Origin of the sequence: Kribbella capetownensis (genome assembly GCF_004331485.1) — a bacterium.
Lineage (GTDB): Bacteria > Actinomycetota > Actinomycetes > Propionibacteriales > Kribbellaceae > Kribbella > Kribbella capetownensis.
Genome location: NZ_SJKD01000012.1, coordinates 68,012 through 82,645, shown reverse-complemented (window position 1 = coordinate 82,645; position 14,634 = coordinate 68,012). Strand labels below are relative to the sequence as shown.

Below are 14,634 nucleotides of genomic sequence, written 5' to 3'. Positions count from 1 at the left end.
AGTTCTCAAACCCAGAAGGCCTTATCCACAAGGGGTTTCAGAGATACGAGCTTGTCCACAGGTCGACGCAGGTTGTGGATGTTGCTGCGGGCAACGGCAGCTGGTGGAGCACACGGTAGGCGGTGGAGCGCACGGTAGGTGGTGGGGCTGCGGGGACCGTCGCTCATGAGAGCAGGTGGAGGTCGGTGACGGGGGAGGTTGGGGTGTCGTGGAGTTCGAGGGTTTGGGGAGTGTTGCGGGCTTGGAGGTTGGTGATGGTGATGTGGCGGACGGTTGGGGGGAAGGGGGTAGGTGGCGGGGTGGGCGTGGCGTGGTTGGTGGTGATGTGGATGGCGGAGGTGGTGACCGAGTCGACTTGGGTGTCCTGGAGGGTGATGTGTTCGATCGTGCCGCCGCGGTGGGAGTTGGTTTTGATGCGGAGGGCGTGGTCGACGGCAGGCCCGGTGACGTGGAGGTCTCGGGCGTGGATGTTGTGGATGCCCCCGGAGGTTTCGCTGCCGATGGTGACGGCGCCGTGACCGGTGCCGAAGCGGCAAGACTCGATCAGGATGTTCGCCGACGGGCGGGCGACGCGGCGGCCGTCGGCGTCGCGGCCGGACTTGATCGCGATGCAGTCGTCGCCGGTGTCGAAGGAGCAGCCGGTGATCACGACGTCCTGGCAGGAGTCGGGGTTGCAGCCGTCGTTGTTCGGGCCGCGGCTGTCGATGGTGACGCCGCGGACGAGTACGTCGGCGCAGAACACCGGATGCACCACCCACATCGGCGCGTTCACGATCCGTACGTCCTCGATCCGCACCCGCCGGCAACTGTGCGGCTGGATGAAACTCGGCCGGAACCCGTGCCCGGGTGGAAAGATCCGTTCGTCGACCGGTACGCCGTCGTCCACCATCCGCAGCAGCCGGTTCCAGTCGTCGACCGGCTTCGTGTCCCGCCACCAGTTGTCAGGGCCTGCGCCACCGTCCAATGTCCCGGTCCCGGTCACCGCGACGTTCACCTCGTCGTACGCGTAGATGAGCGGCGAGTAGCTCCAGCACTCGATCCCCTGCCAGCGGGTCCGCACCATCGGGTACGCCGAACGGTCGGTAGAGAACCGCAACGTCGCTCCCGCCGACACGTGCAGGTCCACATTGCTCCGCAGCCGGATCGGGCCGGTCAGGAACCGGCCGGCGGGCACGACGACCCGGCCACCGGTCAGCTCACACGCCTTGATGGCAAGTTCGATAGCACCGGTACAATCCATGCCCTCATGAGCCCCGTACTCCGTGATGACGTGGTCACTCATGCGTCTCCAGGGAACGGATGCGGAGGGCGTTGGCGAGCGGGACGGCGATCACCCAGGACGGGTTCCAGGTGTTGCTGTGGCCCCGGCGCTGCCAGTGGGTCTGGAAGAACGCTTCGCCTTGCTCACCAGGGATCTGGAAGCCCCAACCACCAGAGCCCGAGGAGATGCCTTGCCCCATCGCACCCATCGTGATGCGAGCTGCGGCGGCCAACTCTGGCCGGCCAGTGGTGAGACCGAACTCCAAGAGCTCGTATGTCGGGAAGAACGCGTCCAGGTGATGGTTCTGGACGCTGACGGCCGGCCAGCCGATCGCGTTGAACCCGGCCGCTCGCAGCGGAGAGTCGAGGTCCAGCTCGGGCGACCAGACATAGACCCAGGTGAGGAGCCAGTCGGCAGCGACCTCGGCCCACTGCGCATAGAGGTCGTCTCCGGTCAGGCGGAACAACTCGTACGCGGCGAGGAAGTAGTACATCCCCGCCTCCTTGTCCTCGCACGCGGCGTCGAGGGTGGAGCGCGCGAACGGGCGGTCGAAGGTCCGCGCGTGCTGACCGTGATACCGCGTCAGCCACGTCGTTGCCTCCGACAACAGCCAGTCGTCCCCGAGTACGACGGACGCCTTGAGCGCCGCCAGCACGCACGGGATGCCGGCCGCGGACAGCATGGACGCGGCGGGCTTGCCTTCGAGGCGCCAGCCGATCGGAAACGTGCCGTCCGGCAGCAGCGCACCGCGGAGGAACTTCAGTGCACCGGCGAGCGCATCCGGCCAGGACGGCGGCACCGGCTCACCCCCAGCGCGGAACAGTGTGATGATCTCCGCCAGGTCCGCGATCGTCTCGCCGTACGCGCGGCTCGACACCATCGCGCGGCCGCCACTGCGGAAGCTGGTCCAGCGACGACTGCCGACCTGGTAGGCGTTGTGCCGCAGCCCAGGCGTCCGCGTCGAGCTGCCCGCGAGGTAGAACTCGACGGCCGCTCGGCAGCGGTCGATCCTGGTCCGGTCGCCGGTCTCGAAGCCGAGCCGGGCGTCGCACCAGGCAAGCTTCAGCGCCTGACCGGTCCAGCCGTACATGAAGTGCCGCGCTTTGGCCGGACCGTTGCCGGCAACGTCGCTGAACTTGGTGTACCCGGCCACCGTCCCGTCCCGATACCACCTGTTGTCCAAGGCAATGGTCTTCCGCGCGACGACCTCATCCAGGCTGAGCGGGTGGCCACCAGGCTCGGTGAAGAGCGAGCGCCCGGTCCGGACGAGCTCGCGGAAGGCATGCCCGCGATGCTCCTGCGGTCCCCAGTCGAGGACCAGCTGTTGCACGTACTCCTCCCCCGGCCGCAGCGTCAGGTAGCCGTCCTCGGCCGACTCCGTCTCGGCCTTGCTGACGTACCGGACGTCCTGCTTGCCGTCGAACATCAGTACGCCGCTCAGCGCCGCGATGACAGGCCCTTCCTGGCGGATGACCCCCAGCGAGCCGTAGCGGACCTGGCCGTCGCCGGATCGCCGAGGCTCCGGGCGGGAGAAGACGCTCAGCCAACGGCGCTCGCGCCCGGCCCGCCACTCCAGGTTCACGCCGGGGATCGGGAGCCGGTCCTCCTCGGCGACGAAACCGCCGCCGGGCTCCGGACCGATCCGGGGTACGGCGCGCGCCGGGTCGGCCGACGGGTTGTCGTTGTAGATCAGACCGGGGACTGTGAGCTGGCTATCGGTGACGCGCCCGAGGTCGAGCATCAACCCGACGGCCAGATCGCCCAACCGCCGTTGGCCAGTGTTGCGCCACCGGAGCTCCAGCTTGAGCCGATCGCTTGCGTCGAAGGACAGTCGGATCTCGACCGCGACGGGTCCGGTGCGACAGCCGGCCCGATGCTCACCCGGCCGCCGCGAAATCCACCAGCCCTCCCTCTGCATGACGTTGGGCTGCCATGGTCGCCCGGACGAGCACGTGAGCAGTTCGGCGACCGGTCGCTCCAAGTACGGCGTACCGGCGCCCAGGTGGAGGACTACGCCGTCGGACGTGCGGCGGAGTTCGGCGGTGCGGGGGCCGGACGTGAGGGCTGGCATCAGGACGCTCGACGGATCTGGATGGCCTGGTACTGCGTGCCAGGGAGGCGGACGGTGAGCGTGTCGGCAACGGTCTCCCTGGTGCTACGAACGGTGTGGTTCCAGACGTCGAGTACGTCGACCTGGTAGGTGCCGGCCGGGAGTGTGAAGGTGCGCTTGGGGAACTGGTGCTCGCCGAGATACTGCAGGTAGTAGCTGCCAGGTACGGCGAGCGTCGGGGCGTCGCGGTAGTCGTCGATGGGCTCCACTCCGTCGGGCAGCTCGTCGAGAACCTCCCGGAGCAGGCGCAGGCGCTGCGCGACCACACCGGTCGGGCGGGTTCCGCCTGCCGACCACGGTCCGCCGTCGGAGTCGACGTACCACTCGCCGTGGGTGACGTGGGCGCCTCGGACGGTGCCCTCCCAGATGCGGGTGAGCAACTCTTCCGGTCTGAGGCTGGTGTCTGGCGTGGAGCCGTCTCCCTCGGAGCCGCACGCGTCGACGAGGACGGGCTTGGCGTAGTCGCGGCGGAGGGCCGAAACACCGCGCAGGTTCTCGAGCGGCACGCTGAGGTGGGTGAACCAGGGAGGTCCGGGGTCGACGGCCTCTGGTGCCGTGTGGATGGAGATCAAGTGGTTGCTGGAGTCGCACTCCGCGATCAGCTCAGCCAGATGGCGCGCGTCCGAAGATGCGTCCAGACACCAACTGACGTTGCGATAGGCGGCCAGTCGGTTGACCAGATCGCGGATCGCCGGCTCGTCGGATGGCAACAAGATCTCGGCGTCGATGCCCGCTGCGAGGAGGTCACGGACCTGAGTCTCGAGGTGCTGCGGGTTGCCGGCGCGCAGTCGGACCCGGTTGAACGGGGAGGCGGCGAGAGCGCGGCAGGCCGCGGCCCAACGGTCGGCCGAGTCGCCGGTCGGGTGGTCGAACCAGGTGGTGGTGAGTGGGTGGTACGCCGTCCCGTCCGCGCGACGGAAGGTGGTACCGACCCGGCGGACCGGGCCGGGTGTGGTCGCCGGATCACAGGTGAAGGCGTGGGAGGTGCCGGCGAGGGCGCAGGCCCAGTCCCCCTCCAAACCCGGCATGAAGCGGATGAGCCAGCGGTCGCCGTCCTGGAAGGACTCCGCGTAGGCAGACTCGCCGGACTCGTGCCGGAACACCGTCGAGACCGGGCCGTCGACCTGCAGCTCGAGTACGCCCCAGCGTTCAACCTCGGTCATCGCGTGCCTCGCAGGGCTAGGTAGGGATGAGTTGGGAGCGGGATGCGACAGGAGCCGGAGTACGAACCGGCGACAGGCGTGACGGTCAGCGTCCGGGTGTCGATCAGCTCGAAGCGGAAGGGATCACCGAGCGGAAGGTCCAGCTCGACCGCCGACGGCTGGCGGTCGCCGAGGTAGTGAAGGACACACCGAGAGGCGTCCACTTCACCATCACGACCCCGCGGCAGCTCGGCGAACACCGAACGCAGGAACGCGATCCGCGCCGGACTCTCGCCGTACAGCCGACCACCGACCGAGATCCACGCCCGCGTCTCGCGATCGACGAACGATTCGCCGTGACCGACGTACCCACCGGCCGTCATGCCCTGCCAGAAGCGGTGCACCATCTCGTCCGCGGTGAGGTTCCCCCACCGCCGCCCGGCGTTGCCCTCGTAGCCGATCTCGTCGATCACCACCGGCTTCGGGCACGCCCGCCACGCGGCGACCTCCGCGCCGTCCCAGTGCTGCACGCTCTGGTGCGTGATCCATGGCTTACCGAAGTCGTACGGCGTGAAGACCTCGTACATCTTGGTCCCGTTGTGGATCGACCGCAGCCGCTGGTACGGGTCGTACCGCTGCACCAGTTGCAGCAACCGATCCCAGTCCGCGATCGTCTTTTCCCGGTTGAAGTCGTACTCGTTCGACAGCGACCACCAGACATTCCGGTACGCCGCCAGCCGCGCGACCACATACCGCAGGTACGCCGCATCCTCCGCGGCCGTCATCCGGTCGAACCCCCAGACGCCACGGTCGTAGGGGTGGAACAGGATCAGATCGGCCTGGATCCCCAGCGACAGCAGATCGGCGACCCGCGCCTCGAAGTCAGCGAAGAACGCCGGATCGAACCGGCTGACGTCGACCGACCCCGGCGTGGATCCGGCGAACGGCGTCCGCTCCGGGCGCATGCCGTCGGTCGGCAGCAGACACATCCGCACCTTGTCGAAAGGTGCCGACCGCAACGATGCGAGCGTCAGCTCCTGCAGGTCCTTGGACTGGTACGTCCAGTGGTAGCAGGTGGTACCGATGCAGTCGTACCGGCTGCCGTCGGCGTACGCGAAGTGATGCGCGCCGCGCACCCTGACCGGCCCGTGGTTGCCCGGGCCGGGCGGAATGCACAGCAAGGTACCGCGATGACCGTCCAGCTCGGGTGCGGAGCTGCTCGTGACGTACGACCACTCCCCTTCCCGGTCCGGGCTGAACCGCGCCCGGTACATCCCGTCGCCGTCGTAGAAGCCGTCCACCGTCAGCACCCGGTTCCGGTACCGATAGGCGACCCGGAACTCGACGTCGGCGAACGGATTCCCGTCGGCCGGTCCGGTCAGGGTGAGTTCGTGCACTCCCCACCGCTCCACAGTCATGGCAGTCGGTCTCCCGCCTCGATCCACTCGGGCGTCAGGATCACGTGCTTGATGGTCTTGCGCAGGTAGGAGTACGCGACGTGCAGCCGGCCGTCCCGGGTCTGCAGCAGCGTCGGGTAGGAGTAGCCGAACTCGTTGTCGCGGTACTCCTCGTCCTGTACCTGCAGGTTCCGCCAGTACGGCCAGGACGCGCCGTCGTCCTCGGACAGCGCCAGTGTCAGCGGAGTCCGCAGCGTCTTCCGCCGTACGCCGCCCTTCCCGTCGGGCACCCAGCGGAACTGGTCCCGCTCGGCCGACGAGTCGTTGAACACGAGCACGAGCCGGCCGTCGGACAACCGCAGCACCTGGATCGCCGAGTTGTTGTTCGGCAAGGCGGTGCGCTCGGGCGCCGACCATGTCCGGCCGCTGTCCTTCGACACGGACCGGTGGATCCGGTCCGCCGCGCGACTGCGGAAGTACCCGAGCAGCTCGCCGGGCGCCACCTCGATCGCACTCAGCTGCACCTGGCCGAGTCCCGAGGGGATGTCGACCTTCGTCCAGCTGCGCCCTCGATCACTGCTCAGCTGGACGACAGTGGTCTCGCCGTTCTTGTCGCAGTCGTACGCCGGAAGCAGCCAATCACCGTTGCTCAACATAACGATCGGGTTCCGGACGAAGCTGCCCAGGTGGTCGAACAGAACGTCGCTCGGCCCCCAGGTCAGCCCGCCGTCACGCGAGACGCGGCGCAGCACGCGCGAGGTGCTCTGGTCGTGCGGCTCGTTCGAGGTGTGCAGCAGCCACACCTCGCCGGACGGCGCGACGAACAGCACCGGGTTCTGCTCCGAGCGGTCCGGGTCCGCGGACATCGGCACAGGCACCGTCCAGGTGTCCGACCCGGCGGGGAGCCGGGACAGCACGATGTTCGTGTCCGGCTCCCCCTCCCCCGGCCCGTTGAACCAGGCGCACAACAGATCGCCGGCCTGCGTCTCGACCAGGGTCGCCGCGTGACTGTCGCCCGGATGAAGTGTCGGCAGCAGCGCGACACCGTCCCGGAGGCGACCGTCGAAGCGTGGATCGATCACCATGTGAACCCTGCGGCGACCTGCGCCTTGATGTAGTTGGGGATGTCCTGCTGCTCGGCGACCTGCAGCGCCGAGTCGACGTCCATCCCGTCGATCAGCACGTGCTGCCGGAACACCTTGTAGAGCGGGATGTCCCAGTACTCGGTGTTCTGGTAGTCCTTCACCACCGCGTTGTCACCCCAGTACACGCCCGACGTGTCGATCCCCTGCAGCTCCGGGATCGCCGTACCGAACGCGTTCACGACCGCATCCGTCTGCAGCACCGCCTTGACGCCGTACGACGAGAGCCGCGTCTGCGCCTCCTCCGACACCAGGTACTTGAGGATGTCGAGGGACTCGGCCTGATGCTGCGACTGCGGCGGGATGTACGCCGCCCGGGCGTTCGGCTGGTAGATCGCGGTCGAGCCACGCGACAGCACCGGCATCGAGGTGACGCCGATGCTCACGCTCTTGGCCCACTCGGCGTAGTCCGCCGCGTCGTCCTCCTCGACGTACAGCGAGCTGAGTGCGTAGGCGTTCAGCTTCGACAGCGTGTTGACCGCCATCGCCAGGTGGCCCGGGAAGCTCATGTCGCCCTTGAAGAAGTCGTCCACCGTGGTGAAGCCGTTCCCCGGCAGCTGCAGGAAGCGGTTCATGTTGTCCGCGACCCGCTTCCACTCCACGCTGGTCAGGTTCACCTTGATGTCTTCGGGGGCCGGCTGCTCGCTGTCGCCGGGGACGAACGGGTACAGGCCGAGCTGGTTCAGCGCCAGGTAGTTGTCCGGGTGCTGCATGAAGCCCTTGTAGTGGTGGATCCCGTCCTGCCGGGTCAGCCGCTTGGCGATCTTGTAGATCTCGTCGTACGTCGACCCGGCCCGCGGGTACCGGACGCCGAACTTGTCGAAGATCTGCTTGTTGTAGAGCAGCACGTGCTCGTCGATGAACAGCGGTACGCCGTACAGGCCGCCGTCGGAGCGTGATTTGACCAGCTCGACCGAGCCGAGGTTCAGCGCGGACAGGTCGATCCCGGCCTGCTGCACCATCGAGGTCATGTCCTGGACCCAGCCGAGCGGCTCCAGGTCGCGGTCGATCCGGGTCCGCGGGTCGTCGATGACCAGGTCCGGCACCCGGCCGGCGTTGGCGATGTCCTCGTACCGGATCGGGTAGTCCCAGGTGGCGTACTTGAGCTTCACGTCCGGGAACCTGGCCCGGATCGCGTCGCCGAAGACGGCGTCGAAGTACCGGGTCGCCTCCCGGCCGTCGTCGTCACCGCCGAGTTCGAACGGCTTGAAGTTGACCGCGAAGACGAACACCTCGTCGTCGTCGACGGAGAACGGCTTGCCGTACTTGTTCGGGATCTCGACGGTGCCGGCCGCGGACCGGGCGCCGGCGCGCGGGGTGGCGGTGGTCGAGCTGGCTGCGGCCGGGGCCGCCTGGAGCGCACCACCGAGGGCGGCGAGACCGCCGATCAGGGCGGTGTTCCGGACGAAGCCGCGCCGGGACAACCCGGGGGTCTTGTCCTCAGGGGTGTTCTGAGTGTCGGACATGGTGAGCCTTTCTAAGGGGCGGTGGCGTCCGCGAGGACGCCCTTCAGCTCCAGCTGTTCGGCGAAGTGACAGGCGACCCGCCGGCCGCCGACCTCACGCAGCTGAGGTACTTCGGTGCGGCACCGCGCTTCGGCGTACCCGCACCGTGGATGGAACGGGCAGCCGGCCGGCACCTTGGACGGATCCGCGATCTCGCCGCGCAGGACGATCCGCGATCGCTGTCCGCGCGAGGCCGGATCGGGATCCGGGACGGCGCTCAGCAGCGCCTCGGTGTAGGGATGCAGGGGCTTGGTGTAGAGCTCTTCGGTCGACGCGCTCTCGACGAGCTTGCCGACATACATCACCGCGACGTCGTCGGCGACGTGCTCGACGATGCCGAGGTCGTGGGAGACGAACAGGTAGGTGAGGCCGGACTCCTCCTGCAGGTCCTTCAGCAGGTTGAGGATCTGGGCCCGGACCGACACGTCGAGCGCGCTGACCGCCTCGTCCGCGACCACGAGCCGCGGGTCCGTCGCCAGTGCTCGAGCGATCACCACACGCTGCCGCTCACCGCCGCTGAACGCGTGCGGGTAGCGGTGCGCGTACTCCGCTCGCAGCCCGACACGGCGCAGCAGCGCGCCGACCTTGTCGTCGATCTCGTCGCGACTGCCGCCGCCATGCACTCGCAGCGGCTCGGCGATGATGTCGCGCAGGGTCTTGCGTGGATTGAGTGAGGAGTGCGGGTCCTGGAAGATCAGCCGCACCTGCGCGCGGTACGGCTTCAGTTGCTTCTCGGAGAGCGGGGCCAGATCGACGCCGTCGAACATGATGCTGCCCGAGGTCGGTTCGTAGGCGCGCACGATGCAGCGGCCGAGCGTCGTCTTCCCACAGCCCGACTCGCCCACCAGGCCGAGCGTCCGGCCGGCCCGGATCGACAGGTCGACACCGTCGACCGCCTTCACCACACCGCGGTTCCCGCCGAAGAACCCGCTGTGCAGCGGGAAGTGCATGGTCAGGCCCTCAGTCGTCAACAGGCTCATCGCTCCCCCTCGCCGTACAGCAGGCAGGCAACGTCGGTGTCGTCGGTCCGCACCCGGACCGGCACGATCTCGTCGCACTTACCGGCCATGAACGCATCGCAGCGCGGATGGAACCGGCACCCCGACGGCCGTTCGTACGGCGGCGGCACACTCCCCCGTACGGCGGCCAGCCGGTCCTGACCGCGTTGCCCGAGCCGCGGCACCGAGCGCACCAGCGCCTGGGTGTAGGGATGCTTGGGCTCGGTCAGCACCGAGGTCGCCGGGCCGTGCTCGACGACCTCGCCGAGATACATGACCGCGACCTCGTCGGCGACCTGCGCGGCAACACCCAGGTCGTGCGTGATCAGCATGATCGCCATGCCGAACTCCTCCTGCAGATCCTGCAACAGGTCGAGGATCTGGGCCTGCGTGGTCACGTCGAGCGCGGTGGTCGGCTCGTCCGCGATCAGTAGCCGCGGCCGGCAGGACAACGCCATCGCGATCATCGCGCGCTGCCGCATGCCGCCGCTGAGCTCGAACGGGTACGAGTCGACCCGGCGGTTCGGGTCCGGGATGCCGACCCGGCCGAGGAACTCGATGGCGCGCTCGCGAGCGACCGCCTTGCTGACGTTCTCGTGCAGCCGGATCGCCTCGACGATCTGGTCGCCGATGGTGTGCACGAGACTGAGTGATGCCATCGGCTCCTGGAACACCATCGCGATGTCGGCCCACCGCACCTGCCGCAGCCGCCTGTCGTTCGCGGCCAGCAGGTCCTCCGGATCGCCGGCGGACTCGTCGCCGTACAGCAGCACCTCGCCGCCGACGATCCGGGCCGGGCGTTCCACCAGGCGCAGGATCGATCGCGCGGTGACGCTCTTGCCGCAACCCGATTCGCCGACCACGGCCAGCGTGCGACCGCGCCGTACGGTCAGGTCGACACCGTCGACGGCCTTGACCACACCGTCCTCGAGCTCGAAATGAGTCCTGAGGTCGCGGACCTCCAGCAAAGGCAGAGCCATCGGAGTCCTCCTACTTGTAGGGATCCGCGGCGTCGCGGAGACCGTCGCCGACGAAGTTCATGGCCAGTACGACGACCACGACCGCGAGGCCCGGGGTCAGCAGCCAGGGGGCGGTGGCGACGGCCCGGATGTTCTGCGCGCCCTCGAGCAGAACACCCCAGCTCACCGCCGGCGGCTGCAGACCGAGGCCGAGGAACGACAGGCTGGTCTCGCCGAGGATCATCCGGGGCACCGCCATCGACACCGACGCGATGATGTGACTGGCGAACGACGGCACCATGTGGCCGAAGATGATCCCGCCGCGGCCGACACCGTCCAGCCGCGCGGCCATCACGAAGTCCTCCTCGCGCAGGCTGAGGAACCGGCCGCGCACATCGCGAGCCAGTCCGGTCCAGCCGATCAGGGAGAGGATCACCGTGATCGCGAAGTACCGGGTCAGTGGTCCCCAACTGCCCGGCAGGGCGGCCGACAAGGCCATCCACAGCGGCAGCGTCGGGATCGACATGATGAACTCGATGACCCGCTGGATCGCGTTGTCGACCCGGCCGCCCAGGTATCCGGAGATGCCGCCGATCAGCATGCCGAGCAGGAAGCTGGCGAACACCCCGACCAGGCCGATCGACAGCGAGACCCGCGCGCCGAGGATCAGCCGGGACAGCAGATCCCGGCCGGACTGGTCGGCCCCGAGCAGGAAGAACGGTTGGCTCGCCGTGGTCGGGCCGATCAGGTGGATGTCGGACGGGATCACGCCGAGGACCTTGTACTCGTCGCCGTGCACGAAGAACCCGACGTCGATGATCTTGGACTTGTCGACGGTGAAGGTCTGCTCGAATGTCTCGTCGTTGCGGGTGGACGAGAAGCCGTAGACGAACAGGCCGTGCTCGGTCGACACATTCAGCCGCTGCGGCGGCGCGTACGGCAGGGACGTGTGGGCGGTGTCGCTGCCGGACGGGGCGAAGAACCCCCCGAAGGCCGCGACGAAGTAGATCGGGACCAGGACGATCAGCCCGATCAGGGCGAGTTTGTGCCGGCGGAACTGCCGCCACATCAACCGCCACTGCGTCTGCGAGACCGTGGTCTGCTGGGCAGCATTCTGCTGGAGCATCCGGCCTATCCCTTCTGGAACCGGGCGCGGATCCGCGGATCCCACCAGGCCAGTGCGAGGTCGCTGAGCATCGTGCCGATCACCGTCAGCGTGCTGAGGATCAGCACGAAGCTGCCGACCAGGTACATGTCCTGGCTCTTCACCGCGCCGAGCAGCAGCGGACCGCTGGTCGGCAGGCTCATCACGACCGACACGATCGTCTCGCCGCTGATCAGGCCCGGCAGCAACCAGCCGACCGTGCTGAAGAACGGGCTGAGCGACATCCGGACCGGGTACTTGAGCAGGAGCTTCCACTCCGGCAGCCCCTTGGCCCGGGCGGTCGCGACGTACGGCTTGTGCAACTCGTCGAGCAGGTTGGCCCGGGTGATCCGGATCAGACCCGCGGTGCCGGCCACGCCGACCACGACGATCGGGACCCACAGGTGCGAGACAAGGTCGAGCAGCTTGCCCAGGTTCCACGCGGCATCGGCGTACTCCGGTGAGAACAGTCCGCCGACGCTCTGGCCGAAGTACCGGAAGCCGACGTACATCATCACCAGTGCGAGCATGAACTCCGGCACGGCCATCCCGATGAAGCCGAGGAACGACGCCACGTAGTCGCCGGGCGAGTACTGCCGCAGCGCGCTGTAGATGCCGATCGGGAACGCGATCGCCCAGACGAACAACAGGCTCGCGATCGACAGCACCATCGAGAGCAGCACCCGGTTGCCGATCAGGCTGGCCACCGACTGGTTCCAGGCGAACGACTGGCCGAGGTCACCGTGCAGCACCACGCCGGAGATCCAGGTCAGGTACTGGACCATGAACGGCTTGTCCAGCCCGTAGTGCCGCTTGAGCTCGGCGATCTGCGAGTCCGGGATGTCCTGGCCGCGGGCCTCGGCGTTGGCGATCACCGTCGAGGTGTAGTCGCCCGGCGGCAGCTTGATGACGACGAACGTGACGAACGAGATGGCCGCCAGCGTCACCGCCATCCACAGCAGCCGCCGGACGAGGAAGCGCAGCATTATGCCCCGATCGAGAACTGTTCGGGGTGGACGATGCCGGGGGCAACGGCCTCGATCATCTGCTCCGGTACGTTGTGGAAGTCGTTCTTCACGACGCCGTAGGTGTTCGGGACGCTGCTGGTGCCGATGTAGTAGAACTGGTCGGCCGCGATCTGCAGCACCTGCTTGCCGAGGTCGAGCGTCTTCGCGGCGTCCGGCTCGTTACGGGCCTTGGTGAACAGGTCGAGCTGCTTCTGCACCTCAGGCGGCGGCGTGATGCCTTCCTTGCCGTGCGTCTGGTACCACTGGGCCCAGCCGACGCCGTACCGTGCGCTGCCGTCGTTGGTCGGCACCCAATAGTGGTCACCGCCGGTGCCGGTCGGGAGGACGAAGGTGCCACTGGTCCAGGTGCCGGCGTCGTGGTCGTTCGCCTTGACCCGCTCCTTGTAGAGGTCCTCGCTGACCGCCTGCGTCCGCAGCTCGACGCCGACCGCGAGCCAGCGCTTCTTGACGAACTCGATGGCCTCGACGTGGTCCGGGAACGACTCGCTGACCAGCACGGTCACCGACACCGGCTTACCGTCCGCGCCCAGCCGCCGTCCGTCGGCCGCCTTCTTCGTCAGCCCGGCGGCGTCCAGGTGCTGGTTCGCCTTGGCCACGTCGAACTCCAGGTACTGCGTGGCCAACTGCTCGTTGTAGTACGGCGAATCCTTCGGCGGAGCACCCTGCCACGCCTCACCCTGGCCGGCGTACACAGCGTCGATGATCTCCTTGCGGTTGATCGCATACGAGAGCCCGATCCGGAACTCCTTGTTCGCGAACAGGGCCCGCTTCACCGGGTCCTTGTGGGTCTGGTTGATGCCGATGATCATCGTGTTGGTGAGCTGGGTCGGCACCTCGAAGATCTTGTAGCCGCCCTTGTCCCGGTTCTGCGCCACCACCGGCTTGTTCTGCGGCGTACCGAAGTTGCGGTACTGCATGCCGAACTCGCCGTTCATCACCTTGAGCAACTCGACCTGGGCGTCCTGGACGACCTCGACCCGGCAGGCGTCGATGTACGGCAGTTGCCGGCCCTGGTCGTCGACCTTCCAGTAGTACGGGTTCCGGGTCAGCGTGACCGCGGAGCCCTTGCCCAGCGCGGTCGTGACCTTCCACGGCGCGAGCGTCGGCTGGTCGGGGTTCGTCCACGGGTTCTGCTTCTGCGCGAACAGGTCGGTCCAGCTGCCGACACCGGCCTTCTTCGCCAGCGCGTTCGCATTCTTGTTGTACTTCAGGTGGAACTGCTGGAAGTAGTGCTTCGGCAGCAGCATCCCGTAGGCGCCCTCGCGCAGGAAGATGCCGTCGGCGATCTGGCTGAGCAGCGACGGCTGCGGCGCGGTGTAGGTGAGCTTGACGGTCCGGTCGTCGACCTTCTCGATCTTGGCGAGCTTGCCGGTGTCGGGCGACGCGAACGCGTCGTAGATGCCGTCCGGGTGCAGCCCGGTGTCGCACTGCACCTCGAGCAGCGTGAACAGCAGGTCGTCCGCGGTGCACGGCTTGCCGTCGGACCACTTCAGGCCCTCGCGCAGCGTGAAGGTGATCTCCTTGCTGTCGGCATCGACCGTGTACTCGGCGGTGTTCGCCTCGATCTCGTCGTACCCCGGCTTGCCGGTCTTGTCCGACTGCCAGCGGACCAGCGGCTCATAGGCCAGGCCGTTCCACAGCCATTGGGTGTCCTCCTGGGTCAGCATCGCCGACCGCCAGGTGCCGCCGTACTGCGCTTTGCCTTCCAGCGGCTTGATCACCGGTGGGTTCTTCGGCAGCCGCTGCTCCAACGGTGGCAGGGAGCCCTTGTCCACCAGGGCTTTCAGCATCGGCGACTCTTTCTCGCCGGCCGCGGCAACCTGCGCACCGGAGCCGGCCGGCTTGGTGTCGAAGAAGCCGCAGCCGGGGACTGTCGCCACTGCCAGCAGCCCCAGGCCGCCTTGCAGCAGCCCGCGCCGGCCGATCGTTCGTTGCTCTCGGGACATCT

At 67.9% G+C, this 14,634-nt stretch carries 11 protein-coding genes; all 11 read right to left on the bottom strand.

Going from position 1 to position 14,634, the window contains the following annotated elements:
* Positions 1-163: 163 nt before the first annotated feature.
* The 11 genes from E0H75_RS38205 to E0H75_RS38155 are packed head-to-tail and all read right to left on the bottom strand — an operon-like array spanning position 164 to position 14,632.
* On the bottom strand, positions 164-1,282 hold the full coding sequence (locus tag E0H75_RS38205) for a glycoside hydrolase family 28 protein (protein ID WP_131518607.1): 1,119 nt from the start codon (positions 1,280-1,282) through the stop codon (positions 164-166).
* Positions 1,275-3,332: a hypothetical protein gene (locus E0H75_RS38200; RefSeq protein WP_131518606.1), complete on the bottom strand. Its 2,058-nt coding sequence runs from the start codon at positions 3,330-3,332 to the stop codon at positions 1,275-1,277. Before E0H75_RS38200 ends, E0H75_RS38205 begins: the two co-directional genes overlap by 8 nt.
* Positions 3,332-4,534, bottom strand: coding sequence for a DUF5605 domain-containing protein (locus tag E0H75_RS38195; RefSeq protein ID WP_131518605.1), 1,203 nt, complete (start codon positions 4,532-4,534; stop codon positions 3,332-3,334). The genes E0H75_RS38200 and E0H75_RS38195 overlap by 1 nt, the downstream gene beginning before the upstream one ends.
* Positions 4,531-5,931: a DUF5060 domain-containing protein gene (locus E0H75_RS38190; protein WP_131518604.1), complete on the bottom strand. Its 1,401-nt coding sequence runs from the start codon at positions 5,929-5,931 to the stop codon at positions 4,531-4,533. Before E0H75_RS38190 ends, E0H75_RS38195 begins: the two co-directional genes overlap by 4 nt.
* Positions 5,928-6,995 (bottom strand): sialidase family protein, encoded by a 1,068-nt coding sequence (locus E0H75_RS38185; protein WP_131518603.1) that lies wholly within the window; start codon positions 6,993-6,995, stop codon positions 5,928-5,930. The genes E0H75_RS38190 and E0H75_RS38185 overlap by 4 nt, the downstream gene beginning before the upstream one ends.
* Positions 6,989-8,518, bottom strand: coding sequence for an ABC transporter substrate-binding protein (locus E0H75_RS38180; protein WP_131518602.1), 1,530 nt, complete (start codon positions 8,516-8,518; stop codon positions 6,989-6,991). The genes E0H75_RS38185 and E0H75_RS38180 overlap by 7 nt, the downstream gene beginning before the upstream one ends.
* An 11-nt stretch (positions 8,519-8,529) precedes the next feature.
* Positions 8,530-9,537 carry an ABC transporter ATP-binding protein gene (locus E0H75_RS38175; protein ID WP_131518601.1) on the bottom strand — a complete coding sequence of 336 codons (1,008 nt, stop codon included), beginning with the start codon at positions 9,535-9,537 and terminating at the stop codon, positions 8,530-8,532.
* A complete protein-coding gene (locus E0H75_RS38170) occupies positions 9,534-10,535 on the bottom strand; it encodes an ABC transporter ATP-binding protein (RefSeq protein WP_131518600.1) in 1,002 nt (333 codons plus the stop codon). The genes E0H75_RS38175 and E0H75_RS38170 overlap by 4 nt, the downstream gene beginning before the upstream one ends.
* Positions 10,536-10,545: 10 nt before the next feature.
* Entirely contained in the window at positions 10,546-11,640 is a 1,095-nt protein-coding gene (locus E0H75_RS38165) for an ABC transporter permease (protein WP_131518599.1), read from the bottom strand.
* Positions 11,641-11,645: 5 nt separating this feature from the next.
* On the bottom strand, positions 11,646-12,644 hold the full coding sequence (locus tag E0H75_RS38160; RefSeq protein WP_131518598.1) for an ABC transporter permease: 999 nt from the start codon (positions 12,642-12,644) through the stop codon (positions 11,646-11,648).
* Positions 12,644-14,632: an ABC transporter substrate-binding protein gene (locus E0H75_RS38155; RefSeq protein ID WP_131518597.1), complete on the bottom strand. Its 1,989-nt coding sequence runs from the start codon at positions 14,630-14,632 to the stop codon at positions 12,644-12,646. The genes E0H75_RS38160 and E0H75_RS38155 overlap by 1 nt, the downstream gene beginning before the upstream one ends.
* Positions 14,633-14,634: the final 2 nt, after the last annotated feature.

Coding starts and splice junctions, on each gene's coding strand:
- E0H75_RS38205 (WP_131518607.1), bottom strand. CDS start 1,282: ATGAGTGACCACGTCATCACGGAGTACGGGGCTCATGAGGGCATGGAT.
- E0H75_RS38200 (WP_131518606.1), bottom strand. CDS start 3,332: ATGCCAGCCCTCACGTCCGGCCCCCGCACCGCCGAACTCCGCCGCACG.
- E0H75_RS38195 (WP_131518605.1), bottom strand. CDS start 4,534: ATGACCGAGGTTGAACGCTGGGGCGTACTCGAGCTGCAGGTCGACGGC.
- E0H75_RS38190 (WP_131518604.1), bottom strand. CDS start 5,931: ATGACTGTGGAGCGGTGGGGAGTGCACGAACTCACCCTGACCGGACCG.
- E0H75_RS38185 (WP_131518603.1), bottom strand. CDS start 6,995: ATGGTGATCGATCCACGCTTCGACGGTCGCCTCCGGGACGGTGTCGCG.
- E0H75_RS38180 (WP_131518602.1), bottom strand. CDS start 8,518: ATGTCCGACACTCAGAACACCCCTGAGGACAAGACCCCCGGGTTGTCC.
- E0H75_RS38175 (WP_131518601.1), bottom strand. CDS start 9,537: ATGAGCCTGTTGACGACTGAGGGCCTGACCATGCACTTCCCGCTGCAC.
- E0H75_RS38170 (WP_131518600.1), bottom strand. CDS start 10,535: ATGGCTCTGCCTTTGCTGGAGGTCCGCGACCTCAGGACTCATTTCGAG.
- E0H75_RS38165 (WP_131518599.1), bottom strand. CDS start 11,640: ATGCTCCAGCAGAATGCTGCCCAGCAGACCACGGTCTCGCAGACGCAG.
- E0H75_RS38160 (WP_131518598.1), bottom strand. CDS start 12,644: ATGCTGCGCTTCCTCGTCCGGCGGCTGCTGTGGATGGCGGTGACGCTG.
- E0H75_RS38155 (WP_131518597.1), bottom strand. CDS start 14,632: ATGTCCCGAGAGCAACGAACGATCGGCCGGCGCGGGCTGCTGCAAGGC.